This window comes from Streptococcus sp. 45 (assembly GCF_900108865.1).
GTDB classification, from domain to species: Bacteria; Bacillota; Bacilli; order Lactobacillales; family Streptococcaceae; genus Streptococcus; species Streptococcus ruminicola.
Genome location: NZ_FNXZ01000001.1, coordinates 290,830 through 315,855, shown reverse-complemented (window position 1 = coordinate 315,855; position 25,026 = coordinate 290,830). Strand labels below are relative to the sequence as shown.

22 protein-coding genes are annotated in these 25,026 nt (G+C 37.2%); 14 read left to right on the top strand and 8 right to left on the bottom strand.

All coding sequences use genetic code 11. The features are described 5' to 3' along the window. Positions 1–79 precede the first annotated feature (79 nt). The 4 genes from BMX18_RS01515 to BMX18_RS01500 all read left to right on the top strand — a co-directional run bounded on the left by BMX18_RS01515 (position 80) and on the right by BMX18_RS01500 (position 2,892). Positions 80–808: a pseudouridine synthase gene (locus BMX18_RS01515; protein ID WP_093814779.1), complete on the top strand. Its 729-nt coding sequence runs from the start codon at positions 80–82 to the stop codon at positions 806–808. A gap of 83 nt (positions 809–891) precedes the next feature. Beyond that, positions 892–1,020: a DUF4044 domain-containing protein gene (locus BMX18_RS01510; RefSeq protein WP_003065505.1), complete on the top strand. Its 129-nt coding sequence runs from the start codon at positions 892–894 to the stop codon at positions 1,018–1,020. A gap of 85 nt (positions 1,021–1,105) precedes the next feature. Further along, entirely contained in the window at positions 1,106–2,419 is a 1,314-nt protein-coding gene (gene obgE / locus BMX18_RS01505) for a GTPase ObgE (protein WP_093814777.1), read from the top strand. 290 nt (positions 2,420–2,709) lie between these two features. Continuing rightward, complete coding sequence (locus BMX18_RS01500) at positions 2,710–2,892, top strand: hypothetical protein (RefSeq protein WP_014334954.1); 183 nt, start codon at positions 2,710–2,712, stop codon at positions 2,890–2,892. Positions 2,893–2,933: 41 nt separating this feature from the next. Here BMX18_RS01500 and BMX18_RS01495 read toward each other — a convergent pair whose 3' ends face one another. From BMX18_RS01495 to BMX18_RS01480, 4 genes are all read right to left on the bottom strand, one after another. Further along, positions 2,934–4,433, bottom strand: a complete 1,500-nt coding sequence (locus tag BMX18_RS01495; protein WP_093814775.1) for an ATP-binding cassette domain-containing protein — start codon at positions 4,431–4,433, stop codon at positions 2,934–2,936. A gap of 280 nt (positions 4,434–4,713) precedes the next feature. Then, the gene (gene rbr / locus BMX18_RS01490; protein ID WP_093814773.1) at positions 4,714–5,250 is read right to left on the bottom strand and encodes a rubrerythrin; all 537 of its coding nucleotides are present in this window, start codon (positions 5,248–5,250) and stop codon (positions 4,714–4,716) included. A 308-nt stretch (positions 5,251–5,558) separates the two neighbouring features. Then, a complete protein-coding gene (locus BMX18_RS01485) occupies positions 5,559–6,299 on the bottom strand; it encodes an amino acid ABC transporter ATP-binding protein (protein WP_074602314.1) in 741 nt (246 codons plus the stop codon). Beyond that, positions 6,299–8,503 (bottom strand): ABC transporter substrate-binding protein/permease, encoded by a 2,205-nt coding sequence (locus BMX18_RS01480; protein ID WP_039696659.1) that lies wholly within the window; start codon positions 8,501–8,503, stop codon positions 6,299–6,301. The genes BMX18_RS01485 and BMX18_RS01480 overlap by 1 nt, the downstream gene beginning before the upstream one ends. Positions 8,504–8,692: 189 nt before the next feature. On the opposite strand from BMX18_RS01480, the gene uvrB reads away from it, so the two are divergent. Together uvrB and BMX18_RS01470 are read left to right on the top strand one after the other, a co-directional pair. Next, positions 8,693–10,684, top strand: a complete 1,992-nt coding sequence (uvrB, locus tag BMX18_RS01475) for an excinuclease ABC subunit UvrB (RefSeq protein WP_093814771.1) — start codon at positions 8,693–8,695, stop codon at positions 10,682–10,684. 18 nt (positions 10,685–10,702) lie between these two features. After that, complete coding sequence (locus tag BMX18_RS01470; RefSeq protein WP_093814769.1) at positions 10,703–11,167, top strand: 8-oxo-dGTP diphosphatase; 465 nt, start codon at positions 10,703–10,705, stop codon at positions 11,165–11,167. Between the two features lie 122 nt (positions 11,168–11,289). Here BMX18_RS01470 and BMX18_RS01465 read toward each other — a convergent pair whose 3' ends face one another. The 3 genes from BMX18_RS01465 to BMX18_RS01455 form a co-directional block, all read right to left on the bottom strand. Continuing rightward, positions 11,290–12,126 (bottom strand): sugar ABC transporter permease, encoded by an 837-nt coding sequence (locus tag BMX18_RS01465; RefSeq protein ID WP_013852034.1) that lies wholly within the window; start codon positions 12,124–12,126, stop codon positions 11,290–11,292. After that, a complete protein-coding gene (locus BMX18_RS01460) occupies positions 12,126–13,493 on the bottom strand; it encodes a carbohydrate ABC transporter permease (protein WP_039696663.1) in 1,368 nt (455 codons plus the stop codon). Before BMX18_RS01460 ends, BMX18_RS01465 begins: the two co-directional genes overlap by 1 nt. Positions 13,494–13,622: 129 nt before the next feature. Next, the gene (locus BMX18_RS01455; protein WP_093814767.1) at positions 13,623–14,882 is read right to left on the bottom strand and encodes an extracellular solute-binding protein; all 1,260 of its coding nucleotides are present in this window, start codon (positions 14,880–14,882) and stop codon (positions 13,623–13,625) included. 343 nt (positions 14,883–15,225) lie between these two features. Here BMX18_RS01455 and BMX18_RS01450 point away from each other — a divergent pair, with 343 nt between their 5' ends. The 8 genes from BMX18_RS01450 (at position 15,226) to rpsU (ending at position 24,461) form a co-directional block, all read left to right on the top strand. After that, a complete protein-coding gene (locus BMX18_RS01450; protein WP_074481566.1) occupies positions 15,226–16,254 on the top strand; it encodes a LacI family DNA-binding transcriptional regulator in 1,029 nt (342 codons plus the stop codon). Positions 16,255–16,418: 164 nt separating this feature from the next. Further along, complete coding sequence (malQ, locus tag BMX18_RS01445; RefSeq protein ID WP_093814765.1) at positions 16,419–17,921, top strand: 4-alpha-glucanotransferase; 1,503 nt, start codon at positions 16,419–16,421, stop codon at positions 17,919–17,921. Positions 17,922–17,942: 21 nt separating this feature from the next. Beyond that, positions 17,943–20,207: a glycogen/starch/alpha-glucan family phosphorylase gene (gene glgP, locus BMX18_RS01440; protein ID WP_093814763.1), complete on the top strand. Its 2,265-nt coding sequence runs from the start codon at positions 17,943–17,945 to the stop codon at positions 20,205–20,207. Between the two features lie 167 nt (positions 20,208–20,374). Then, positions 20,375–21,193, top strand: a complete 819-nt coding sequence (locus BMX18_RS01435; protein WP_307770176.1) for a transporter substrate-binding domain-containing protein — start codon at positions 20,375–20,377, stop codon at positions 21,191–21,193. A gap of 12 nt (positions 21,194–21,205) precedes the next feature. Further along, entirely contained in the window at positions 21,206–22,015 is an 810-nt protein-coding gene (locus BMX18_RS01430; protein ID WP_093814759.1) for a transporter substrate-binding domain-containing protein, read from the top strand. 86 nt (positions 22,016–22,101) lie between these two features. Next, positions 22,102–23,211: an aminotransferase gene (locus BMX18_RS01425; protein WP_093814757.1), complete on the top strand. Its 1,110-nt coding sequence runs from the start codon at positions 22,102–22,104 to the stop codon at positions 23,209–23,211. 82 nt (positions 23,212–23,293) lie between these two features. After that, entirely contained in the window at positions 23,294–24,109 is an 816-nt protein-coding gene (locus BMX18_RS01420) for a transporter substrate-binding domain-containing protein (protein WP_093814755.1), read from the top strand. Between the two features lie 175 nt (positions 24,110–24,284). Then, on the top strand, positions 24,285–24,461 hold the full coding sequence (gene rpsU / locus BMX18_RS01415; RefSeq protein ID WP_000048058.1) for a 30S ribosomal protein S21: 177 nt from the start codon (positions 24,285–24,287) through the stop codon (positions 24,459–24,461). 72 nt (positions 24,462–24,533) lie between these two features. Here rpsU and mscL read toward each other — a convergent pair whose 3' ends face one another. Continuing rightward, positions 24,534–24,917, bottom strand: coding sequence for a large conductance mechanosensitive channel protein MscL (mscL, locus tag BMX18_RS01410; protein ID WP_074563973.1), 384 nt, complete (start codon positions 24,915–24,917; stop codon positions 24,534–24,536). Positions 24,918–25,026 lie beyond the last annotated feature (109 nt).

Below are 25,026 nucleotides of genomic sequence, written 5' to 3'. Positions count from 1 at the left end.
GTTCGAGCCTATCGAACCTTGTTTTTTTATGACTTAAAAAATGGTACAATGAAAGTATCATATTAGTAAAAGGAAATATATGCGTTTAGATAAATTTTTAGTTGAAGCAGGTCAAGGCTCACGCACAGAAGTCAAACAGCTTCTTAAGAAAAAACAAGTCTCTGTCAATGGAAAAATCGAGACCTCTCCTAAGACACAAATCGATGAAAAAGTAGATCAAGTCATTTGTCAGGGACAAAATCTGTCTTATGAAAAATACGTTTATTACATGCTTAATAAGCCAAAAGGAGTCATTTCTGCAACTGAGGACAATCAACATAAGACGGTACTGGATTTACTTGATAAGACTGCTTGGGATAAAGAAGTCTTTCCTGTTGGACGACTAGATATTGATACTCACGGGCTTTTGCTTTTGACAAATAATGGTAAGCTTGCTCATGCCATGCTTTCGCCTAAAAAGCATGTTGATAAGCTTTATCGCGCTAAAGTAGCTGGGATTATGACAGCTGAAGATGTCGAGCATTTTGCTAAAGGCATCGAGTTGAAAGATTTCACGTGTCAACCAGCGCAGCTAGAGATTTTAGAAATTGATGAAGCTGCAAAGACAAGCTTAGTGGCTATCACAATCAAAGAAGGAAAATTCCACCAAGTCAAACGCATGGTTTTAGCTTGTGGCAAGGAAGTCACAGACTTAGAACGTTTGAGTATGGGACCATTACAGTTGGATGAAAACTTATCACTCGGTGAGTGGCGTCGATTGACAGCAGAAGAGCTAGTGAAACTAGAAGCATTTGACGTTGAGCTGTAAATTTCTTACAGTACTTATTTGATTATTTAGCCTAATCATGTTAAGATAATAGTAATAAAATCAATTGAGCGAGGTGTATTAAGGTGGCATTTGGTGAAAACGGACCACGTAAAAAAACAGCGTTTGAAAAACTGACTTTAGTAGTTGTTATCTTAATGGTTCTAGTAACTGTAGGTGGTCTTATTGCGACTGCTATTGGTTCAATTATTTAAAGAACGCTGAAGAGGCGTTTTTTTATGCTTTTGCACATCCAATTTTAGTGCAACAGTTATTACAATGAAAGAATAGGAATTAATAATGAGTATGTTTTTAGATACTGCCAAAATCAGCGTTAAAGCTGGTCGTGGTGGTGATGGCATGGTTGCCTTCCGTCGTGAAAAATACGTCCCTAATGGCGGTCCTTGGGGAGGTGACGGTGGTAAAGGTGGCTCAGTCATCTTTAAAGTTGACGAAGGACTTCGTACATTGATGGACTTCCGTTACAACCGTATTTTTAAAGCTAAATCTGGTGAAAAAGGGATGACAAAGGGAATGCACGGACGTGGTGCAGAAGACCTTATTGTTCGTGTCCCACAAGGAACAACTGTTCGTGATGCTGAGACAAATAAAGTTATCACTGACCTTGTTGAAAATGGTCAAGAATTTGTTGTGGCTCATGGTGGACGCGGTGGACGTGGTAATATCCGCTTTGCGACACCACGTAACCCTGCACCAGAAATTGCTGAAAATGGTGAACCAGGTGAAGAACGTGAACTTCAACTTGAATTGAAAATCTTGGCTGATGTTGGTTTGGTTGGATTCCCATCAGTTGGTAAATCAACATTGCTAAGTGTTGTCACAGCTGCTAAACCAAAAATCGGTGCTTATCACTTTACAACAATCGTACCTAACCTTGGTATGGTTCGTACAAAATCAGGTGACAGCTTTGCTATGGCTGACCTTCCAGGATTGATTGAAGGTGCTTCACAAGGTGTAGGTCTTGGAACACAATTCCTTCGTCACATCGAACGTACACGTGTTATTTTGCACGTTATTGATATGTCAGCAAGTGAAGGTCGTGACCCTTACGAAGATTATGTTTCAATCAATAACGAACTTGAAACTTACAACCTTCGTTTGATGGAACGTCCACAAATCATCGTTGCTAACAAAATGGACATGCCTGAAGCAGAAGAAAACTTAAAAGTCTTCAAACAAAAATTGGCAGCAAATTACGATGATTTCGATGAAATGCCAATGATTTTCCCAATTTCAAGCTTAGCTCACCAAGGTTTGGAAAATCTGATGGAAGCAACAGCAGAATTGCTTGATAAGACTGATGAATTCTTGCTTTACACTGAAGATGACATGATTGACGAAGAAGTTTACTACGGATTTGATCCAGATGAACGTCCGTTTGAAATTTCACGTGATGACGATGCTGCTTGGGTATTGTCAGGTGAAAAACTTGAAAAACTCTTTGTCATGACAAATATGGAACGTGACGAATCAGTTATGAAATTTGCCCGTCAATTGCGCGGTATGGGTGTCGATGAAGCCCTTCGTGAACGCGGTGCTAAAGACGGAGATATCGTTCGAATTGGTAACTTCGAATTTGAATTCGTGGATTAATATAAGATACAAAGTCCGTTAAGCGAGCAAAGCAAAAATAGAAATTTTAACGAAGAGCAATGAGCTCTAGGAAAAATTATCTTTTTTGCCCAGCTCGTAGGACGTGTTCGATTGTTATGTTAGCTATTACTAATTGGTATACTAATTAACAGTTGTGGCAAGCTCTATAGAGCGTTGCCTAGGCATCTTACTAGTTTGAAATGGTTTAATGTCGAACCCATTTTCTCATGTCGTAGCAGGTGTTTATCAACGATAATAAGTTTTATAGATATTTTTAGCGGGAGGTTCTTATGGGTGAAAAACCGATATCTTTTAGAGATAAAGATGGTAATTTTGTATCAGCAGCCGATGTTTGGAATGCTGAAAAGCTAGAAGAACTTTTCAATACCCTTAATCCAAATCGACGTTTTCGCTTAGAACGTGAAAAATTAGCAAAAGAAAAAGCAGGAGAAGCAGAAGACCAAGAGTCTTAACCGGCACTCCTACTTAAGCTCAGCTTTTTAGCTGGGCTTTTTTAGTTGCTTTCTAAGGATTTTTCAGTTAAATGGTAGTGTTTTCTTGTGACGGTTTGAATAAAATGTTGGTCATGAGAAACGCTGATGATACATCCAGGGTAATTAATGAAAAGATTACGGATGATTGGCTGGCTAGTTGGTGAAAAATGTCGTGTTGGTTCGTCGAGAATAATCACTTGATTTTTGGCAAGGACCATGTGGGCTAAGAAAAGTTTAGCTTTTTGTCCACCAGATAGGTTAAGGGTAGAATGTTCCATTTCCTCTCTTGTAAATTGAAGGCAAGCTAGGATAGTTCTTGCAGTATTCTCATTTGTCACATCGTCTAAAAAGTTAAGGGCTGAAATCTCTTTTGAAAAGAAACTATCATAATCTTGTGGCATATAGCCGAGAGAAAGTTGTTTATCTTTGCTTAATTCATGATAGATTTGTTTAATTAGCCTAGTTTTTCCAATGCCATTTTTACCTGTTATCACTAATTTATCTTGTCCGAAAATATCTAAATTAATTATCTGTCCACTTGGTAACTGATGATTTTTCCAAGATAGAATTCGCTTGTTTTTATCAAGGGTTGAAATATCATTAAAAAAGAGTGCGATATTGTCCATGTTTTCTGGAAATTCGGTACGATTACTATCTTCTTTTTGATACCTTTTTTCAAGCGAAAGAACATTTTTCATCTTTTTAGCTGCCAGTCTTCCAAGAGTGCTGTCATGAGTGTGCCTAACATTGTATTGGGCAGCTTGGTGGAGACGCTGGATTTTTGCGTCTCTTTTTTTCTTTAAGCGACAGTCGTTTTTGGCTTCTTGTAACTGTTTAGTGTAGGCACTTTGCCGCTGTTTAAGGTAATCTTGGTATTTTCCTTGGAAATAGCTAGCGCGAGGAAGTTGACGATGTTTAAGAAGTTCAAGGTGTAAGATGGCAGTAGCAGTATCTTCAAGCATAGCTTCATCGTGAGAGATAAAAATAATGGTCTTATTAGATTCTTGAATGAATTTTTTTAAGACTACTTGGCTGTCAATATCAAGATCGCTGCTTGGCTCATCTAATAAGAGTAAATCAGCTTCTTGTCCGGTTAATTTAGACAGTTGAAGTTTGAGTTTCTCACCGCCTGATAAGCTAGATAACAGTTGATTTTTTTCTTCTAATGTCGTAAGATCCAACCCTAGTTGCGCTGCCATTTGATAAAAAGCTGTATAATTGAAAAGATAATCCATATTCTTATAAAGAAAATCAGAGACAGTCTGGTCATTTTCTTTTTTAGACAAGGATTGCGGAAGGTAGCCAATTTTTTTAAATTGATTACGAATTAGTCCAGTATATTCGGCGTAGCTGGCAATTAATTTTGGGGATACGATATTTTTTAACAGGCTTGATTTGCCTGTTCCTTCCTCTCCAATAATGGCTAATTTCTCACCAGGATTTACAATGAGATGCAAGTCTGTAATGATTGGCTTAGAATCCTTGAGATGGTGAATTGATAACTGATTAATTTCTAGCATAAGAGCCTCGCTTTCAAAAAAACACACTCTACCATAGCAGGTAGAGTGTGAATCTCATTATGGTCAACGCTAAAAATACCCAACACGTCTGATGGATAAGCAAGAGAATAGAGAAGTGCACTAAAAACAAAACCTGATATGGTATACCAAAACGTTTTGCTCTTAGTTGTTCATCGTTAAAAATCCTCCTACTTGATTTGCTTTCATTGTAGCAAAAGGATGCTATTTTTGTCAAAGAATATGCGAAAATCCCCAGTCAAAAGGCTGAGGATTTTTGAAATTAATAATTTTCAGCTCGGACTTCAAAGTAAGATTGAGCGTGAGCGCAGACTGGGCAAACTTTTGGTGCTTTTGTACCAACAATAATGTGACCACAGTTTCGGCATTCCCAAATCTTAACTTCGCTCTTTTCAAAGACTTTAGCAGTTTCGACATTTTTGAGAAGAGCACGATAGCGTTCTTCGTGGTGCTTTTCGATTTCAGCGACCATGAGGAATTTTTTAGCAAGTTGAGGGAAACCTTCTTCTTCGGCAGTTTTGGCGAATTCAACATACATATCTGTCCATTCGTAGTTTTCACCATCTGCAGCAGTTTCCAAGTTTTCGGCAGTATCACCAATGCCCAAGAGTTCTTTATACCACATTTTGGCATGTTCTTTTTCGTTGTCAGCAGTCTTCAAGAAAAGTTCTGCGATTTGTTCAAATCCATCTTTTTTTGCTCTTGAAGCAAAGAAAGTGTACTTGTTGCGTGCTTGAGATTCACCTGCAAATGCAGCTTGCAAATTTTTTTCGGTTTGAGTACCAGTATACTTAGACATATCAAAGTCCTCCTTATATTAAACAGTAGTTGCCTACTGATTTTACACAGAAAAAAGTTATGGATTTGCTACCTTAGCGCTCTTATCTCGCTTAAAAAGGTTTTTTTCTGTCAATATAAGTGAGGTAATTCCCAAAGCTATTAGGGTGAGTTTTATTTTGTAGCTTGTCTTGATAACTTACCTTCAGTCTACCAAAAGCAAAAATGAAAGTCAAAATTTTAACAGAGATTGTTAAAAGAAAATATTGTTATTTGGTCAATATGAAGGCACAAAAAAACTAGGTTAGAAAACCTAGTTTTTTTAAGTTATTAGACGTTCAATACTTTGTTCAAGAAGTCTTTTAGACGTGGGTGCTGAGGGTTATCGAAGATTTGTTCAGGTGTTCCATCTTCAATAAATTGTCCGCCGTCTGTGAAGATAACACGGTTGGCAACTTTACGAGCAAATCCCATTTCGTGGGTAACGATTAACATGGTCATACCTTGCTCTGCCAAGTCTTTCATAACACCAAGAACGTCACCGACCATTTCAGGGTCAAGTGCAGAAGTTGGTTCGTCAAAGAGCATGATATCAGGATTCATTGCCAAGCTACGTGCGATAGCGACACGTTGTTTTTGACCACCAGATAGGCTATCTGGCTTGGCGTCGCGTTTATCAGCAAGACCAACTTTTGCAAGAAGTTCCATCGCGTGTTGTTCAGCATCTTCTTTGCTTTCTTTTCCTAATTCGATAGGAGCAAAAGTGATGTTTTCAAGAACAGTCATGTGTGGGAAAAGGTTGAAGTGTTGGAAAACCATACCAATATTTTCACGAACTTTATCGACGTCAGTATTTGGGTCAGACAGTTCATAACCATCAACAACGACTTTACCACTTGTGATTGTTTCAAGAAGGTTAAGCGTACGAAGGAAAGTTGATTTACCTGAACCAGAAGGTCCGATGATACATACAACATCACCTTCGTGGAATTGTGTTGTAATTCCTTTTAAGACTTCATTATCTCCATAAGATTTATGCAAATCTTGAACATCAATTTTTAATTCTGCCATTATTTAAGCCTCTTTTCTAGACGTTTTGCTAAACGAGTCAAAAGGGTGATCATTACAAGGTAGATGATTGCTAAGATAGCGTACATACGGAATGATTGGTAGTTACGAGCGATAATGATTTTACCTGTTTGGAAGAGTTCAACAAGACCAATTGCTGATACGATAGTTGTATCTTTCAATGAAATAACGAATTGGTTGATGAAGTTTGGCAACATCACGCGAACGGCTTGTGGCAAGATAACTTTTTTCATTGTCTTACCGTATGAGATACCTAAGCTTCGACTTGCTTCCATTTGTCCTTTAGGAACTGCTTCGATACCACCACGAACAATTTCAGCAATGTAAGCACCAGCGTTCAATGAAAGTGCAATTGTTGCAGCAAGGAAATCATTGATTGGGCTTTGGTGACCTGTCATTGATTCGATAAGGTTTGGAATTCCCCAGAAGATGAAAGCAGCAACAATCATCAATGGGATACCACGAACAACGTCAACAAAGACTGCTGAGATTGTACGAAGAACTTTATTTGGAGCAACGGCCATCATACCAAAGATGATACCAATAACCATAGCAATTGCAAATGAAATTAGTGTTAGACTAAGAGTTGTTCCAAGACCTGTAAGCAATTGTGAGTAGTTGTTTTTGATAAGTCCCCAAATTGTTGTTTCATCAACGCTTGATGATGTTGATTTTTTAGAATCAGTTGAACCAAGGTATTTGCTTACGATTTTATCGTATTCACCTGATTTGACAAGTGCAGCAAGACCGTTGTTGAACATTTCAAGCAATTCTGGGTTAGCACCTTTGTTTACGGCAAATCCGTATTCACCTGATTTTTCACCATCGATTGGTGTATCAAAGTTACGACCTTGTTTGATAGCATAACGAAGGACAGCTTCATCATCCATAAGGGCGTCGATTGAACCAGAGTTCAAACTGTCATACATTGTAGATGCTTCATCAAAGGCACGAAGTGTGTAGCCGTATTGAGCGGCGTGTTCTGACAACCATGTGTAAGATGATGTACCATTTTTGGCACCAACAGTTTTACCGCTTAAGTCATCGTATGATTTTACTGAGCTTCCCTTTTTAACAGCAAGCAAGATGTTTGAAGTGTAGTAAGCATCTGAGAAATCAAAGATTTCTTTACGCGCATCAGTGATTGACATACCAGCCATAACACCATCAGCTTGACCGGCTTGGACAGCGTTAAGTGCTGCATCAAAACCTGGGTTTGAGATTTCAATGTTGAAACCTTGTTGTTTTGCGATAGCTTTGATTAAGTCAACGTCGATTCCTTCATATTTACCTGAGTCATTTTGGTACTCAAATGGGGCAAATGAAGAATCCATAACGATTTTATAACTTGATTTGACTGGAGTTGCTTTTGCAGAAGCGTCACCAGATAATTTTAGGCTGCTTGAGGCAACAACACTTGATTGATCAGCAGCTTTATCAGAATCACCGAGCCATTTTGCCATGATAGTATCGTAAGTACCATCTTTTTTCATTTCAGCAAAAGCTTGGTTAAATTCGTCGATGAGGTATTCGTATTTGCTTCCTTTTTTAACGGCAAAAGCGAAGCTTCCGACTTTTTCACCGTCGATATTGATAGCGTAGTTTTTACCTTGGCTAATAGCGTATTGGACAACAGGTTGGTCATCCATAGCAGCATAGACTGAACCAGCATCCAAGCTGTTGTTCATCAAGTCGCTTGTATCAAAAGTTTTGATTTTATAGCCATATTTCTTTTGATTTTCTTTAAGGAATGCTTGTGCAGCAGTTCCGTTTTTAACACCAACAGTTTTACCTGACAGTTGTTTATAGTTAGACACTTTAGCATCGCTACGAGTGTAGACAACAACAGCTGTATCGTAATAAGTATCTGAGAATGTGAAGACTTTTTTACGAGCTTCTGTGACTGTTGTACCAGCCATAAGGGCATCGGCTTGACCAGCTTGAACCGCATTAACTGCTGCGTCGAAACCAGGGAATGTCATATCGATATTCCAACCCTCTCGGTTTGCGACTTCATTAATAATGTCAACGTCAATACCTTTATAAACTTGATCTGAATCTTTGAATTCGAATGGGGCATAAGCAGTGTCAGACACGATACTGATTGTATCGGCGTTAGCATTTGCACCAAACACAAAGATTGCAGAAACCATTGCTAGCATAATAGCTTTCAATTTGTGCTTCATGTTAGTCTCCTTTAGAATAGATTGCATTAATTATATCAAAATTCAGACACTTAAGCAACTTAAGTTTTTATCTCATGTTAGAAAACCTGACATGAGAAGTCAGAACGAATTGCCTTCGATATCAAAAGGGAGTATTTTACCTTTATTTATGATAAAATGAAGGTATTAAATGACAGTTTGAGGAATATTATGATTGATAGAATAGAAAATAATCATTTTAAATTAGTCTCGAAATATGAGCCATCTGGTGACCAACCACAGGCAATCGAGACTTTAGTTGATAATATTGAAGGGGGAGAAAAGGCTCAGATTCTTCTCGGAGCAACAGGTACTGGTAAAACTTATACGATGAGTCAAGTCATTGCTAAAGTTAATAAACCAACCCTTGTTATCGCACACAACAAGACCTTGGCAGGTCAGCTTTATGGGGAGTTCAAAGAATTCTTCCCAGAAAATGCGGTTGAGTACTTTGTGTCTTACTACGACTATTACCAACCAGAAGCTTATGTACCATCAAGTGACACTTATATTGAAAAAGATAGCTCAGTCAATGATGAAATTGATAAGCTACGCCACTCAGCAACGTCATCACTTCTTGAACGAAATGATGTTATTGTCGTCGCATCTGTATCATGTATTTATGGTTTGGGGTCACCGAAAGAATATGCTGATAGTGTTGTAAGTCTTCGTCCAGGTCAGGAAATCTCACGTGACCAATTGTTAAACGACTTAGTTGACATTCAATTTGAACGAAATGACATTGATTTTCAACGTGGTCGTTTTCGTGTGCGCGGTGATGTGGTTGAAATTTTCCCAGCCAGCCGAGACGAACATGCCTTTCGTGTCGAATTCTTCGGTGATGAAATTGATCGCATTCGAGAAATCGAAAGTTTGACAGGCAAAGTTTTAGGTGATGTTGAGCATTTGGCGATTTTCCCTGCAACCCACTTCATGACCAATGAAGAACACATGGAAGAAGCTATTCAAAAAATCCTAGCAGAAATGGAAGATCAGGTTAAGCAGTTCGAAGCTGAAGGCAAACTCATCGAAGCACAGCGTATTCGTCAACGTACAGAATATGATGTCGAAATGCTTCGCGAGATGGGCTATACAAATGGTGTTGAAAACTATTCTCGTTATATGGATGGACGTTCAGAAGGTGAGCCACCATTTACTCTTCTTGATTTCTTCCCTGAAGACTTTTTGATTATGGTTGATGAAAGTCACATGACCATGGGACAAATCAAGGGCATGTACAATGGTGACCGTTCACGTAAGGAAATGTTGGTTAACTATGGATTCCGCTTGCCAAGTGCACTTGATAACCGTCCGCTTCGTCGTGAAGAGTTTGAAAGTCATGTTCACCAAATTGTTTACGTCTCAGCGACACCTGGTGATTATGAACTAGAACAAACCGATACTGTCGTTGAACAAATTATCCGTCCGACAGGGCTACTTGATCCTGAGGTGGAAGTTCGTCCGACGATGGGGCAAATGGATGACCTTCTTGGTGAAATCAATACTCGTGTTGAAAAAGGTGAGCGTACATTCATCACGACATTGACTAAGAAAATGGCAGAAGATTTGACGGATTATCTCAAAGAAATGGGTGTCAAAGTCAAATACATGCACTCAGATATCAAGACTTTGGAACGTACCGAGATTATTCGCGATTTACGTTTAGGTGTTTTTGATGTTTTGATTGGGATTAATTTGCTGCGTGAAGGGATTGACGTACCAGAAGTTAGCTTGGTTGCTATTCTTGATGCAGATAAAGAAGGATTCCTCCGTAATGAACGTGGTCTGATTCAAACCATTGGTCGTGCTGCGCGAAATAGCGAAGGTCATGTTATCATGTACGCAGATAAGATTACAGAATCAATGCAAAAAGCCATGGATGAAACAGCGCGCCGTCGTAAGATTCAAATGCGTTACAACGAAGAACATGGTATTGTACCGCAAACCATTAAGAAAGAAATTCGCGATTTGATTTCTATTTCTAAAGCAGCAGATACTGAAGTGGCTGAAGATACGCCAGATTACTCAAGCATGAACAAATCAGAGCGCAAAGATGCTATTAAGAAATTGCAAAAACAAATGCATGAAGCTGCTGAAATGCTTGATTTCGAGCTAGCTGCTCAACTGCGTGATATGGTGTTAGAGTTGAAAGCTATGGATTAGAAGGGAAAATGTAAGAAAATGTCTCGTGCACAACGTGTGATTTTAACCAATATGTGCTTAATTGAAGATGGCGAAGGCAATGTCGTCATGCAGATTCGTGACCCAAAACGTTATTCTTGGTCAGGCTATGCTCTTCCTGGAGGACATATCGAAGCTCATGAAGGTTTAGTTGAATCAGTTATTCGTGAAGTCAAAGAAGAAACAGGACTTACCATTAAAAATCCTCAGTTAGTTGGAATGAAACATTGGTACACTAAAGAAGATGAACGTTATCTAGTTTTCTTGTACCGAACTTCTGATTTTGAAGGGGATATTCATTCTACTGATGAGGGAGAAATTAAATGGGTAGCTAGAAAAGATTTACCTAACCTTGACTTAGCTTATGATATGCTAAATTTGCTACGTGTTTTTGAAGAAGATGACCTTAATGAACTCTTTTATCGTGAACGCTTAAAAGACGATTTCCTACGCGAATTTTGGTAAGAATAATAAGTTTTCTTCCTATTTAAATAACCAGATTTTAAACAGTCAAAAAGCCTGGAACAATTGTTCCAAGCTTTTTTTGATAATTAATAATAGAAGGGGAGAAGTGATTGAACTTCTTCTTATTTAACTGAACCACCAGTAATGCCTTCAACGTAGTATTTTTGCATAAACATGAAGAGCAATGTGATTGGAACAGCGATAAGAACTGAACCAGCAGTGAATGACATGAACCAGTCATTAATGGTATCTTGTTGCAACATTGAGAATAGACCAATGGCAACAGTGTATTTACTTGTTGCATCACCTAGGATAACCTTAGCGAAGATGAAATCAATCCAAGGACCGATGAATGCCATAAGCGCTGTGTAGACAATGATTGGTTTTGAAAGTGGGAGAGTGATTTTAAAGAAAATGTCAGCGCGAGTAGCTCCATCAATCATAGCAGATTCATCAAGTGAGTAAGGAATTGTATCAAAGAATCCTTTAGCAATGTAGAATCCAAGTGCTGCACCAGCAGAGTAAACTAAGATAAGTGCTAGCAATGTTTGGTCAAGGTTGAATGCTTTTAAGATGTAGTAAACAGCAATCATACTCATGAAACCAGGGAACATATTAAGCACAAGTGCTAACTTCAAGAAACCATTGCGGTGTTTGAATTTGATACGACTAAGTGAGTATGCCATAGCAACGGTGATGAATGTTGAAATCACACAAGTAGCAGAAGCGACGAATAATGTATTCAAGAACCATTGCCCAAATGGAAAGGCATCAGAAGTAAATAGTTTAATGTAATTATCTAGCGTCCAAGTTTTTGGAATGAAGTAGTTAACGTATGCTGTTCCTTCGCCACGGAAGCTAGTAAGAACAACCCAAACGATTGGAAAGAGCCAGATGATTGATAAAACAATCAATAAAATATAGACAAAAGTCAGTGTTAATCGTTTTTTGTTTTTCATTATTTAGCAACCCCTTCCTTGTAAGAACTTGTTCTTGTGTAAGCCAAGAGACTAAATACAGCAGAAAGAACAAAGATAAGAATACCGATAACAGAAGCAAGGTTGTAGTCAGCTGCAGTAACTGTCAAGTTGTAGAGCCAAGTAACAAGCAAGTCTGTGCTACCAGCTTGGTAGAAGTTAGAGTTAGTAGGACCACCACCAGTAAGAAGGTAGATAACGTTGAAGTTGTTGATGTTACCGATAAATTGTTGAATCAAGTTTGGCATCATCACAAGTAAGATTTGAGGGAATGTGATTGATTTAAAGATTTGGAATTTATTGGCACCATCGATTTCAGCGGCTTCAATTTGTTCTTGAGGAAGGTTCATGATAATACCTGAAGCGACAAGCATTGTGACAGGAATACCTACCCACATGTTAACGATGATGATTGAAAATTTAGCCCAAAGTGGATCTGACAAGAAAGGCAATGGGTTTGCAGCAGAGATAAGTCCGATTTTTTCAAGGAATGCATTGACTGGACCAGCATCACTGAGCAAGTTTCTCATGATAAGAAGTGAAATGAATTGTGGCACGGCGATTGTGATAACGAAGATTGTACGCCACATTTTTTTCAATTTCAAACCTTTAGTATTGATAATAAGTGCTAAGACAATACCAAAGAAGAAGTTTGTTACTGTAGCAAATACTGCCCAAATCAAAGTCCAAGAAAGAACTGGGAAGAATGTTCCTGCCATACGACCGTTAAAGATGTTACCGAAGTTAGCAAAACCAACCCAGTCAAACAAACTTTTTGGTGGTAGGTGATTGTGGTCATAACTTGTGAAGGCCAAACAAATCATATAAACCAATGGCAAGATAGTGAAGAGAAGTACCCCAATCATTGGAACTGCCATCAAAGTCATGTGGAAACGACCGTTTGCCAAAGTTTCAAAGTCTTCTTTAAAGGTAGGAACTTTCAAACCTTCTTTATCGATGACATAAAGATTTCTAGCACTCTTAAGGTTACACCAATAAATGTAAGCAAAGACAAGGCAGAAGATAAGAGAAGCAAGACCGAAGATAAGCATTAACATAGAGTTATCGCCATCAACAGCAACTTTCATCTTAATCCCATTGACGGTTTGTTCAACAAGACCTTGTTGGTGTGTTCCCAGAGTGATTAATCCTTGCAAGTTTGGAATAATCTGAGAGAAGAAAGTGATTAAGAAAAGAATCTCTGATAGTAAAAACAAACAACCTTTAATAATCTGTTTATGGTAAAGATTTGAAAATCCCATAATCAGAAATGACAGTTTGGTATCAAATTTCCCTTTTTTAAAAGCCTCTGTAACTGATACACTGTCAAAATAGTGTGAATTAGTCATACAAAACTCCTTTTATTAATCTTGTTGGAAGTCACTGCTAAAAATTTAATCTTAAAGTTCTTAGCAATAACTCCGACAAGAGTTTCCCTAAAAATAAAGTGGGGATGTAACTCCCCACTTCAGAACATCTTACTTAGCGTTAGCTAAATCTTTGTCAAATTGTTGCAATTTAGCGAGGTAGTCACCACTTTGAATTTTACCATTGTAGACGTCGCTGAGAAGAGCAGCACTTTCAGTCCAGAATGTAGTCATTTGACTAAGTTTAGGTGTTACAACTGTGTAGTCTGATGATGAAGCCATCTTGATAACTGCTTGAGCTAATTCATCTGATTGAACTTTATCTGATGATTGAACTTCTTTGTTAGCAGGAATAATGTTACGACCTTCGTAAGTGAATTGGTTTTCTTGGCTTTCTGCGCTAGTAAGCATAGAAGCAAGTTTGTAAGAAGCAGCGATACGTTTTGTATCTGAACCTGCAGGTGCTTGGTTAACAGCAAAGAGTTTCACACCAAGGAAAGCTTTTTGTTGAACTTCGTTACCGCCGATTGAGATTTTTGGATAAACAGCGATACCAAGGTTATCTTTACCAACAGCATCTTGTGCAGCTTTAAGATCCCAAGGACCTGATTCAAGTGAAGCAACGCTTCCGTCACCGAATTTAGACATTGCATTTTCAGCAGTCAAGTTAACGAAACCTTTGTTTGATTTTTGATCAGCAATCCATTGAAGAACTGATACACCAGCATCGTTACCCCAGTTAGTGCCGTCAACTGTTTCACCATCTTCACCAAATAGTGTATCACCGACTGACATGAAGAGTGGAGCAGTTGCGTAAGCGTTCATTGCTTTAAATGTTGCACCGAATGTTGCTTTGCTTGTGATTGTTTCGTAGTTAGCAACATCGTCAGCTGAAAGTTTTGATTTGTTATAGAAGAGAACTTGTGACTCGATACCAAATGGGAAAGCGTAAGTTTTACCATTGTATTTTGCACCAGCTACTGCTTGATCAGTATCGTTAGTAGCAATTTCTTTGGCATAATCTTCAGGAACTTCTTGGATAACACCAGATTCAACTAGTTGACCAAGTTGATCGTGTGGAAGCGAGAAGACATCAGCAGCTTTTTGTGGGTCTTTCTTAACGTTTTCTTGTGCTTTTGAATCGTTTGATTCAACCATCTTAACTGTGTAACCAGATTCTTTTTCGAAATCTTTAACAATAGCAGTGTAAGATTTTTTAGCACCAGTTGGTACCCAAAGTTTGATTGTCTTGCTGTCAGAGGCAGAAGATGATTTAGTTGATGAGTTATTTGAGCAAGCAACTAAAACGTTTCCAGCAAGTGTTAAACCTGCACCAGCAAGGACCATTTTTTTCCATGTGTTCTTCTTCATGAGTTTCCCCTCCTAGAGAAAGATTAGTAATATTATTTACACTTATATTATGCAACCGTTTGCAGTTAATGTCAAGCATTTTTTGTAAAAAAGTTTAAAAAACTTGAAGTGTCAAATAAAGAAAGTGATAAAAAGAGCATCAATCTGATATATGTTGGTCAGTTTTTACTATAAAATAGCCTGAAAAAACAATATCTTTCTAAAAAATATCACAAAATAGGGCAAACAATTGCAGAAAAATCTTATTTATGTATAATAGGGGATAAAAATAAGAGTTTTTACCTCTAAAACCTTGTCAGTACAGTAAATCTATTATAAAATGAAAGATGCAAAGGAGACTTAGATGGTTACAATTAAAGATGTAGCGGCTAAAGCTGGCGTCAATCCTTCGACGGTTAGCCGTGTTTTGAAGGATAATAAATCCATTTCTCAGAAAACAAAAGACAAAGTTCGGAAAGCGATGGCAGAGTTAGGTTATGTTCCTAATGTAGCTGCCCAAATGTTAGCTAGTGGCTTAACGTATAACGTTGGTCTGATTTTTCCACCATTAATCACACCAGATCGTTTGAACGAACCATTCTTTATGCAAATTCTTTCTACTATAACTAGCGAAGCGAAATTAAATGATTTTACAGTTTCTATTGCAACCGGTATGACAGTTGATGAATTAGAAGAACAAGTAAAATTGATGTATCGCCAAAAACGTGTAGACGGATTTATTATCTTATACTCTGATCCAGAAGATCCAGTTCGTAAGTATTTGATGGATAATAATGTACCTTTTGTGATTGTCGGTGCTCCCGAAGGTTTCGAAAATGATATTACTTATATAGATAATGATAACCAATTGATGGGTAAAAAAGCAGTTGAATATCTTTATCAAAAAGGACATCGTGAGATTCTATTCGTTACAGATGATTTAAAATCTGAAGTGTCATCAGAACGTTATTTTGGTTACCTTCGAGGCATGGAAAAGCTTGGTCTGACAAGCGATAAAGCACTTTTGTTCGATCGTAGAGATCCAATGATTCTGGAAGCATTAATTGAAAAAATTGAATCAAGTAAAGCAACGGCTTTGATTGTGATTGCTGATACAATTTCAGTTCGATTAGCTCAGTTCTTATCTTATTATCAATTGAAGGTTCCGGATGATATTTCAATTATCACCTTCAATAACTCAGCCTATTCAACTTTGATTCACCCTTATATGACAACATTTGATATTAATGTTGCTAATTTAGGTCGAACTAGTTTCAGACGATTGGTCGAATTGATTAAATCTCCTGAAACAGCGATTACTGAAAAAATCATTGTTCCTTTTACCTTGAGAGAGCGAGAAAGTGTCCGTCAATTGCATGTTGAAGACAAATAAAATCCCTTTCTAGCGGTTTTTATGAATGAAAATAAACGCCTTAATTGCTATTAGTTTTAGCAGTTGAGGTGTTTTTTTATATTTTTTTGCAAAAAATGATTGACTTACGCAAACGCTTGCGTTATAATTTGCAGTGTAAAGATCGTTGATAAAGGAGAAAACATATGGAAAAACGTGCAAGTGGTGTACTGATGCATATCACATCATTACCCGGCAAACAAGGGGTGGGAACATTTGGTCAAGAAGCTTATAACTTTGTTGATTTCTTGGTTGAAACTGACCAAACATACTGGCAAATCCTACCATTAACAACGACAAGTTATGGTGATTCCCCTTATCAATCATTCTCAGCAACAGCTGGGAACACTCATTTAATTGATTTAGAATTGCTTTGTAAACAAGGCTATTTAACAAAAGAAGACTATGAAACTGTTAACTTCGGTGATGATTTAGAAAACGTTGATTATGCTCGCATTTTTGAAACTCGTCGTCCAATTTTAGAGAAAGCAGTTGCAGAATTTATGCAAGATGCTGACAATCAAAAAGCTCTAGCAGATTTCGAAAAAGAAGCTACATGGGTGAAAGATTACGCTGAATTCATGGCCATTAAAGAATTCTTTGGCAATAAAGCCTTACAAGAATGGGATGATAAAGCAGTTGTTCGTCGCGAAGAAGCAGCTCTTGAAACTTATCGTGAAAAACTAAAAGACGTTATCACTTACCATAAAGTCACTCAATATTTCTTCTACCAACAATGGGCTGATTTAAAAGCCTATGCCAATGAAAAAGGTATTAAGATTATTGGTGACATGCCAATCTACGTTTCTGCTGATAGCGTAGAAGTTTGGACAATGCCTGAACTTTTCAAAGTTGATGCTGAAAAGAACCCGCTTTGTATTGCTGGTGTTCCTGCAGATTCATTCAGTGATGATGGTCAACTTTGGGGAAATCCAATTTATGATTGGGAAAACCACAAGAAAACAAATTATGCTTGGTGGGTTTATCGTATTAAAGAAGGTATTAAACTATATGACCTTCTTCGTATTGACCACTTTAAAGGTTTCTCAGATTATTGGGAAATTCGTGGTGATTACAAGACTGCTAATGATGGTAGTTGGCAACCTGGTCCAGGACGTGCTTTGTTTGATGTCGTACGCGACGAGCTTGGTGAACTTCCTATTATTGCTGAAAACCTCGGTTATATCGATGCCAAAGCAGAGCAATTGTTAACAGACACTGCTTTCCCAGGTATGAAGATTCTTGAATTTGGATTCTATGATACCGAAGGTAAGAGTATCGATGCTCCACATAACTGCAATAAAAATAGCGTTGCTTATAACGGCACACATGATAATGAAGTGGTTAATGGTTGGTATGACAACTTGACTGATGAACAAAAAGCATTTGTTGATGCTTATACACATCGTCATGAAGGCGAACCAATCACACAAACAATGCTTCGTACCTTGTTTGCAACGGTTAGTGATATTGCAATTGCGACTATGCAAGACATTCTAGACAAACCAGCTGAGTCTCGCATGAACATTCCAAATACTGTTGGTGGCAACTGGCAATGGCGTATGTTAAAAGAAGATTTGACAGATGAACGCAAAGCATTCTTGAAAGACATTACTGCACTTTATTGCCGCAAAAATACATTTAAATAAAAAAGAAAAAGGGATATTATAATGACAACTAAATTTACAGATTACGTAACTTCAAAAGGCCAAAAACTTGCTGAATTGAGCAATGAAGATATCTATGTAGCGCTTTTGCACTACGTTAAAGAATTAGCTGCCGAAAAACCAAAAAATACAGCTAAACGCAAAGTTTACTACATTTCTGCTGAATTTCTTATTGGTAAACTTTTGTCAAATAACTTGATTAACCTTGGTATCTATAAAGATGTTAAAGCTGAACTAGCTGCAGCAGGTAAATCAATCGCAGAAGTAGAAGATGTCGAACTTGAACCATCACTTGGTAATGGTGGTCTTGGTCGTTTGGCATCATGTTTCATCGATTCAATGTCAACTCTTGGTATCAATGGTGAAGGTGTTGGACTTAACTACCACTGTGGTCTATTCAAACAAGTCTTCGTTGATAACCAACAAGAAGCAGAAGCTAACTACTGGATTGAAAAAGATTCATGGCTTGTACCAACTGACATCAGCTACGATGTTCCATTTAAAGATTTTACACTTAAATCTCGTCTTGACCGTATTGATGTTCTTGGTTACAAACGTGATACTAAAAACTACTTGAACTTATTTGATATTGACGGGCTTGACTACGGTTTGATTCACGATGGTATTTCATTTGATAAGACTGAAATTAAGAAGAACTTGACACTCTTCCTTTACCCAGATGATTCAGACCGTAATGGTGAATTGCTTCGTATCTATCAACAATACTTCATGGTATCAAATGCTGCACAATTGTTGATTGATGAAGCTCTTGAACGTGGTTCAAACTTGCATGACTTAGCTGACTATGCTTATGTTCAAATCAATGATACTCACCCATCAATGGTTATTCCCGAGTTGATTCGTCTCTTGACTGAAAAACATGGTATTGAATTTGAAGAAGCTGTTTCAATCGTGAAAAGCATGGTTGGTTACACTAACCACACAATCTTGGCTGAAGCGCTTGAAAAATGGCCGCTTGATTACCTTAACGAAGTTGTGCCACACTTGGTAACAATCATTGAAAAACTAAACAAACTTGTTGCTAGCCAATATTCAGATCCAGCTGTTCAAATTATTGATGAATCTGGTCGTGTTCACATGGCTCACATGGATATTCACTTCTCAACTTCTGTAAACGGGGTAGCTGCTCTTCACACTGAAATCCTTAAAAATAGTGAATTGAAACCATTCTATGACATTTACCCTGAAAAATTCAATAACAAAACAAATGGTATCACATTCCGTCGTTGGCTTGAATTTGCTAACCAAGATTTAGCTGATTACCTTAAAGAATTAATCGGTGATGAATATCTTACTGATGCTACTAAGCTTGAAAAATTACTTGCTTATGCTGACGATGAAGCTGTTCATGCTAAATTAGCTGAAATTAAACACAATAACAAATTAGCGCTTAAACGTTACCTTAAAGATAATAAAGGTATTGACCTTGATGAAAACTCAATTATTGATACACAAATCAAACGCTTCCATGAGTACAAACGTCAACAAATGAATGCACTTTATGTCATTCATAAATACCTTGAAATCAAACGTGGTAACCTACCAGAACGTAAAATTACTGTTATCTTTGGTGGTAAAGCAGCACCAGCATACATCATTGCACAAGATGTTATTCACTTGATTCTTTGCTTGTCTGAATTGATTAACAACGACCCAGAAGTAAACAAATACCTAAATGTTCACTTAGTTGAAAACTACAATGTAACTGTAGCTGAACACTTGATTCCTGCGACAGATATTTCAGAACAAATCTCTCTTGCTTCTAAAGAAGCTTCAGGTACTGGTAACATGAAATTCATGCTTAATGGTGCTTTGACGCTTGGTACAATGGACGGTGCCAACGTTGAAATCGCTGAACTTGCCGGTATGGATAATATTTATACATTCGGTAAAGATTCAGATACAATCATTGATCTTTATGCAACTCAAGGTTACGTAGCAACTGATTACTATGAAAATGATCCTGTCATCAAAGAAGCAGTAGACTTTATTGTTAGTGATGAATTGGTTAAACATGGTAATGCTGAACGTCTTGAACGTCTCTATAATGAATTGATTAACAAAGACTGGTTCATGACATTGATTGACCTTAAAGAATACATTGCTGTTAAAGAACAAATGCTTGCTGATTACGAAGATCAAAAATCTTGGATGACAAAAGTTATCAAAAATATTGCTAAAGCAGGTTTCTTCTCATCAGACCGTACTATTGAACAGTACAACGATGAAATTTGGCACAGCAAATAAGATTAAATAGAGTATAAACAAGAACGCGAGGTTGATAAAAAGACCTCGCGTTTTATGTATATACAGAAAAAATACAAAAATAATGAATTTTTATAAAAATAGGGTTGACAAATGTATAAATATTAAATAAAATGTATACATATCAAAAAAGAAAAGAGAAAATGACTATGAAAGTAAGTAAAATGTTTGGTGGGTTAGCTCTTGTTGCTTCAGCTTTTCTATTGACAGCTTGTGGCTCAGGAAATCAAAAAGATACATCAGTTTCAGATATTAAAGATAAAGGAACTCTTGTCGTTGCTATGAATCCAGAATTCGCTCCTTTTGAATTTAAAACTTTAGTCGATGGCAAAGATACTATTGTTGGTGCGGATGTAGAGATTGCAAAAGCTCTCGGTGAAGAACTTGGTGTTAAAGTGAAATTCTCTTCAATGTCATTTAACAATGTTTTGGCAAGTCTTCAATCAGGTAAAGCTGATGTGGCTATCTCAGGTATTTCAGCAACGCCTGAACGTAAAAAAGCTTATAATTTCTCAGAAGCTTATTATGAATCAGAAAATGTTGTATTGATTAAGAAAACAGATGTTGATAAATATACAAAAACAAGTTCATTAGCTGGTTTGTCTGTCGGAACTCAAAAAGGATCTATCCAAGAAAATGTGGCTTCTGAACAATTGAAAGGTTCAAAAGTTGTTGCTTTGACACAAAATGGCGAAATGATTAATGAATTGAAAAATGGTCAAATCCAAGCAGTTGTCCTTGAAAAACCAATTGCAGAAGGTTACGCTGCTAATAACGATGATTTGACAATTGCCAATATCAAGTTGAAAAATGATGACGCCGACGCTTATGCTGTAGCACTTCCTAAAGGTGACGACAAATTGACTAAAGAGGTCAATAAAGTTATCAAAGACTTGAAAGATTCAGGAAAAATTGATCAATTTGTTCAAGAAGCTTATGCTTTGTCAACTAGTGAATCAAGTAACTAAGGAGAAAATGATATGAAGAAGTTTTTAGGAGGTTTGTTTCTACTTTTAGCATTAGGAACGATGATAGCTTGTTCAACGTCAGGAACAAGTCAAAAAAGTATTCAAAATAAAGGTAAAATTGTCATCGCGACGGAATCAGAATTTGCACCTTTTGAATTTAAAACTTTAATTGATGGAAAAGATACCTTGGTTGGTGCAGATATTGAACTAGCTAAGGCAATTGCTAAAGAATTGGATGTTAAAGCTGATTTTTCAGTGATGTCCTTCAATAACGTTCTCGCTTCTGTGACTTCTGGTAAAGCTGATATCGCTATTGCGGGAATTTCAGTGACAGACGAACGTAAAAAAGCTTATGACTTTTCAGATGCTTATTATGAAGCAGAAAATGTCGTGATTCTTAAAAAAGCTGATTTAGCGACTTATACAAGTCTTGAAAGCTTGGCAGGAAAATCTGTTGGTGCACAAAAAGGGTCAATTCAAGAAAACATTGCCAAAGACCAATTACCAAGTTCAAGTCTAGTTTCACTAACTTCAAACGGTGAAATGATTAATGAATTGAAAAATAATCAACTTCAGGCAGTTGTGCTAGAAAAAGCGATTGCTGAGGGCTATATTTCTCAAAATCCTGATTTAGCCATCGCAGATATGCCATTGAAATCAACTGATACAGATGCTTATGCTGTAGCCTTTGCTAAAGGAACTGATAAAAAGTTAATTGCTTCTGTGAATAAAGTTATCAAGAAAGCTAAGAAATCAGGTGAGTTTGATGCTTGGATTGAAAAAGCTTCGACTTACACGCAAAGTAGTTCTGAGTCAGAATAATGAAGTGAAAGGAAACTGAGGGTTATTGCTCTCAGTTTTTCCTTACGAATGGTAAAATAATCTTAGAAAGTCAAAAGAGGTAAGCGATGAAATTACCACGATTTGGAGTCGAAGAATGGCTCAATAGCCACGAAAGAGAAGCTGTGTATGACATTGCAGGTGTGTCAATAGAAGCTCTAACATTGCAAGAATTATTTGAATTGACAGGGGAGTCTGAAACGTCTTTTTATCAGGAATTACTTGCTAAAAAATTAAATTATGGCTGGATTGAAGGGGCTCCAGAATTTAAAAAGTCGGTCAGTCAATTATATGAATCTGTGACTGAAAATCAAATTCTCCAAACCAACGGTGCCACAGGTGCGAATATGCTGGTTTTGTATGGTTTGATTGAACCTGGGGATCATGTGATTTCTTTGTATCCAACTTACCAACAACTTTATGATATTCCAAAATCTTTGGGAGCAGAGGTTGATTTATGGCAGGTCCGTGAAGAAAATAAGTGGTTACCAGATTTAGCAGAACTTCGTCAATTGATTCGTCCAAATACCAAAATGATTTGCATTAATAATGCCAATAACCCGACGGGTGCTGTTATGGATGATGACTATCTGCGTGAACTAGTCGCTATTGCTAGATCTTGCGGAGCTTATATTTTGGCCGATGAGGTTTATCGTCCTTTTACGGACACAAAAGTTTCGTCGATTATTGATTTGTATGAAAAGGGGATTTCGGTAAATAGTCTTTCTAAGACCTTTTCACTGCCAGGAATTCGTGTCGGCTGGGTGGCCGCTTGTGATAAAGTAACTGATATTTTGCGTGATTATCGCGACTATACCATGATTTGTGCGGGTGTGTTTGACGATATGGTTGGTAGCTTAGCTTTGAAACATAAGGACGTAATTCTAGAGCGTAATCGCAAAATCATCAGACAGAACCTTGAAATTCTTGACAAATGGATAAAAAAAGAGAAAAAAGCTTCCTATATAAGACCAGCAGAAGTGCCGACTTCATTTGTCAAATTGGAGGTTGATTGTCCAATTGAAGAATTTTGCCTGACTCTGCTCAAAAATTACGGTGTCTTATTGGTTCCTGGAAACCGTTTTGAGCGAGAAGGATATGTTAGATTAGGATATTCATGTAAAAAAGAAACTTTAGAAAAGGGATTAGAGTTACTATCTTTGTGTTTGAATAAATAATTGAATTTTTATTCAAAAATCGTTGACTAATCGCAAAAAAATGGATAAAATAGAGATAATATTAAGAGAAGAGAGAATAAATATGAAAATTAAAAAGCTTGTTCTAGGGGCACTTGCGTTTGTCTCTGTTTTTGCCTTGGCAGCTTGCGGATCTTCATCAAATGAAAATTTGCAAGAAAAAGTGGTTAAAAAAGGTAAGTTAGTTGTTGCTATGAGTCCAGACTACGCACCGTTTGAATTTAAAGCCTTAGTTGACGGTAAGGATACTATCGTTGGTGCTGATGTTGAATTGGCAAAAGCTATCGCTGACGAACTTGGCGTTAAACTTGAATTGTCTTCAATGAGTTTTGATAACGTCCTTTCAAGTCTTCAAACTGGTAAAGCTGATATTGCGATTTCTGGTTTGTCAGCAACTAAGGAACGTAAAAATGCTTACGATTTCTCAGACCCATACTACGAAACTGAAAATGCCATTCTTGTCAAAACAAGCAACCTTGATAAATTCACTTCAATTAGTAGCTTGTCAGGTCAAAAAGTAGCAGTTCAAAAAGGAACTATCGAAGAAGGTTTGGCTAAAGATCAATTAAAAGATTCAAAAATCGTTTCTCTAACAGCAATGGGTGAAGCCATTAATGAATTGAAATCTGGCCAAGTTCAAGCGGTTGACCTTGAAAAACCAGTTGCTGAAGGTTACTTGTCACAAAACTCAGATATTGCTCTTGCAGGTTTTGCTCTAAAAACTAGTGATGGAGACGCTAAAGCAGTAGCAATGCCAAAAGGTAGTGGCAAAATGGTTAAGACAGTTAATAAAGTTATCAAAAAATTAGCTAAAGACGATAAATACAAACAGTACATTTCAGACGCTGCAAAATTGACAGCAAATGAAATCGAAGACTAATAAAAGAGAGCTGATTTACGGCTCTTTTTTTCTATTTTAAAATATTATTTTAGTGGACTAGGAGAAATCGCAAAAATTGTCATTTAATGCGGTTTTTAGATTGACTTTTTGATATAATTCATGTATCATGGTAAGGAACGTGTAAATGTTACAATGTCTTGAGGAGGTGAAACATATGTCAAAAACAGTAGTACGTAAAAACGAATCACTTGACGATGCACTTCGTCGTTTCAAACGTTCTGTGACTAAAGCTGGGACTCTTCAAGAATCACGTAAACGTGAATTCTACGAAAAACCTTCTGTAAAACGTAAACGCAAATCAGAAGCAGCTCGCAAACGTAAAAAATTCTAATTAAACATTAGATACAAAGAAAAGAGGCGCTAAGCTAGGCGTCTCTTTTTATGCTTTAACGATTGATAAAGATTATTTTTCTTTCAACAAATCGCGAATTTCTGTAAGAAGTTCTTCTTGAGTTGGAGCGGCATCTTCGTTTGCTTTTTCAGTTTCTTCTTTCTTAGTAAGAGCAGCAGCGGCGTTAGCAGCTTTGACGATGAAGAATAGTGTTGTACCAACAATAAGGAAGTTGATAACAGCACTTAGAAAGCTACCATAAGCGACACCATTCCAAGAAAGGTCAGCTATTTTGGCAACACCAGCAGCTTTCAGAGCTGGGTTTAAGAAAAGTGGTGTAATGACATCATTAACAAGTGATGTTACGATAGCGTTGAAAGCAGCCCCCATAACAACAGCGACAGCGAGATCAAGAACGTTTGCTTTGAACAAAAATTCTTTGAGTTCTTTAATCATACGAAAAACCTCCTGTATGTTTTATTAGTATTATTATACCAAAATTATGTGCTAAAGTCTGGTTTTTGAGAATTTACAAATCTGAATCAAAATGGTATAATGAAATACA

What these genes read in the sequence shown, in the direction of transcription:
- obgE (WP_093814777.1), top strand. Translation starts at nt 1,106, where the DNA reads ATGAGTATGTTTTTAGATACTGCCAAAATCAGCGTTAAAGCTGGTCGT.
- BMX18_RS01465 (WP_013852034.1), bottom strand. Translation starts at nt 12,126, where the DNA reads ATGAAAAACAAAAAACGATTAACACTGACTTTTGTCTATATTTTATTG.
- BMX18_RS01480 (WP_039696659.1), bottom strand. Translation starts at nt 8,503, where the DNA reads ATGAAGCACAAATTGAAAGCTATTATGCTAGCAATGGTTTCTGCAATC.
- uvrB (WP_093814771.1), top strand. Translation starts at nt 8,693, where the DNA reads ATGATTGATAGAATAGAAAATAATCATTTTAAATTAGTCTCGAAATAT.
- BMX18_RS01495 (WP_093814775.1), bottom strand. Translation starts at nt 4,433, where the DNA reads ATGCTAGAAATTAATCAGTTATCAATTCACCATCTCAAGGATTCTAAG.
- BMX18_RS01485 (WP_074602314.1), bottom strand. Translation starts at nt 6,299, where the DNA reads ATGGCAGAATTAAAAATTGATGTTCAAGATTTGCATAAATCTTATGGA.
- BMX18_RS01430 (WP_093814759.1), top strand. Translation starts at nt 21,206, where the DNA reads ATGAAGAAGTTTTTAGGAGGTTTGTTTCTACTTTTAGCATTAGGAACG.
- BMX18_RS01450 (WP_074481566.1), top strand. Translation starts at nt 15,226, where the DNA reads ATGGTTACAATTAAAGATGTAGCGGCTAAAGCTGGCGTCAATCCTTCG.
- rpsU (WP_000048058.1), top strand. Translation starts at nt 24,285, where the DNA reads ATGTCAAAAACAGTAGTACGTAAAAACGAATCACTTGACGATGCACTT.
- rbr (WP_093814773.1), bottom strand. Translation starts at nt 5,250, where the DNA reads ATGTCTAAGTATACTGGTACTCAAACCGAAAAAAATTTGCAAGCTGCA.
- BMX18_RS01420 (WP_093814755.1), top strand. Translation starts at nt 23,294, where the DNA reads ATGAAAATTAAAAAGCTTGTTCTAGGGGCACTTGCGTTTGTCTCTGTT.
- BMX18_RS01425 (WP_093814757.1), top strand. Translation starts at nt 22,102, where the DNA reads ATGAAATTACCACGATTTGGAGTCGAAGAATGGCTCAATAGCCACGAA.
- BMX18_RS01515 (WP_093814779.1), top strand. Translation starts at nt 80, where the DNA reads ATGCGTTTAGATAAATTTTTAGTTGAAGCAGGTCAAGGCTCACGCACA.
- BMX18_RS01435 (WP_307770176.1), top strand. Translation starts at nt 20,375, where the DNA reads ATGAAAGTAAGTAAAATGTTTGGTGGGTTAGCTCTTGTTGCTTCAGCT.
- glgP (WP_093814763.1), top strand. Translation starts at nt 17,943, where the DNA reads ATGACAACTAAATTTACAGATTACGTAACTTCAAAAGGCCAAAAACTT.
- BMX18_RS01455 (WP_093814767.1), bottom strand. Translation starts at nt 14,882, where the DNA reads ATGAAGAAGAACACATGGAAAAAAATGGTCCTTGCTGGTGCAGGTTTA.
- BMX18_RS01470 (WP_093814769.1), top strand. Translation starts at nt 10,703, where the DNA reads ATGTCTCGTGCACAACGTGTGATTTTAACCAATATGTGCTTAATTGAA.
- BMX18_RS01500 (WP_014334954.1), top strand. Translation starts at nt 2,710, where the DNA reads ATGGGTGAAAAACCGATATCTTTTAGAGATAAAGATGGTAATTTTGTA.
- mscL (WP_074563973.1), bottom strand. Translation starts at nt 24,917, where the DNA reads ATGATTAAAGAACTCAAAGAATTTTTGTTCAAAGCAAACGTTCTTGAT.
- malQ (WP_093814765.1), top strand. Translation starts at nt 16,419, where the DNA reads ATGGAAAAACGTGCAAGTGGTGTACTGATGCATATCACATCATTACCC.
- BMX18_RS01460 (WP_039696663.1), bottom strand. Translation starts at nt 13,493, where the DNA reads ATGACTAATTCACACTATTTTGACAGTGTATCAGTTACAGAGGCTTTT.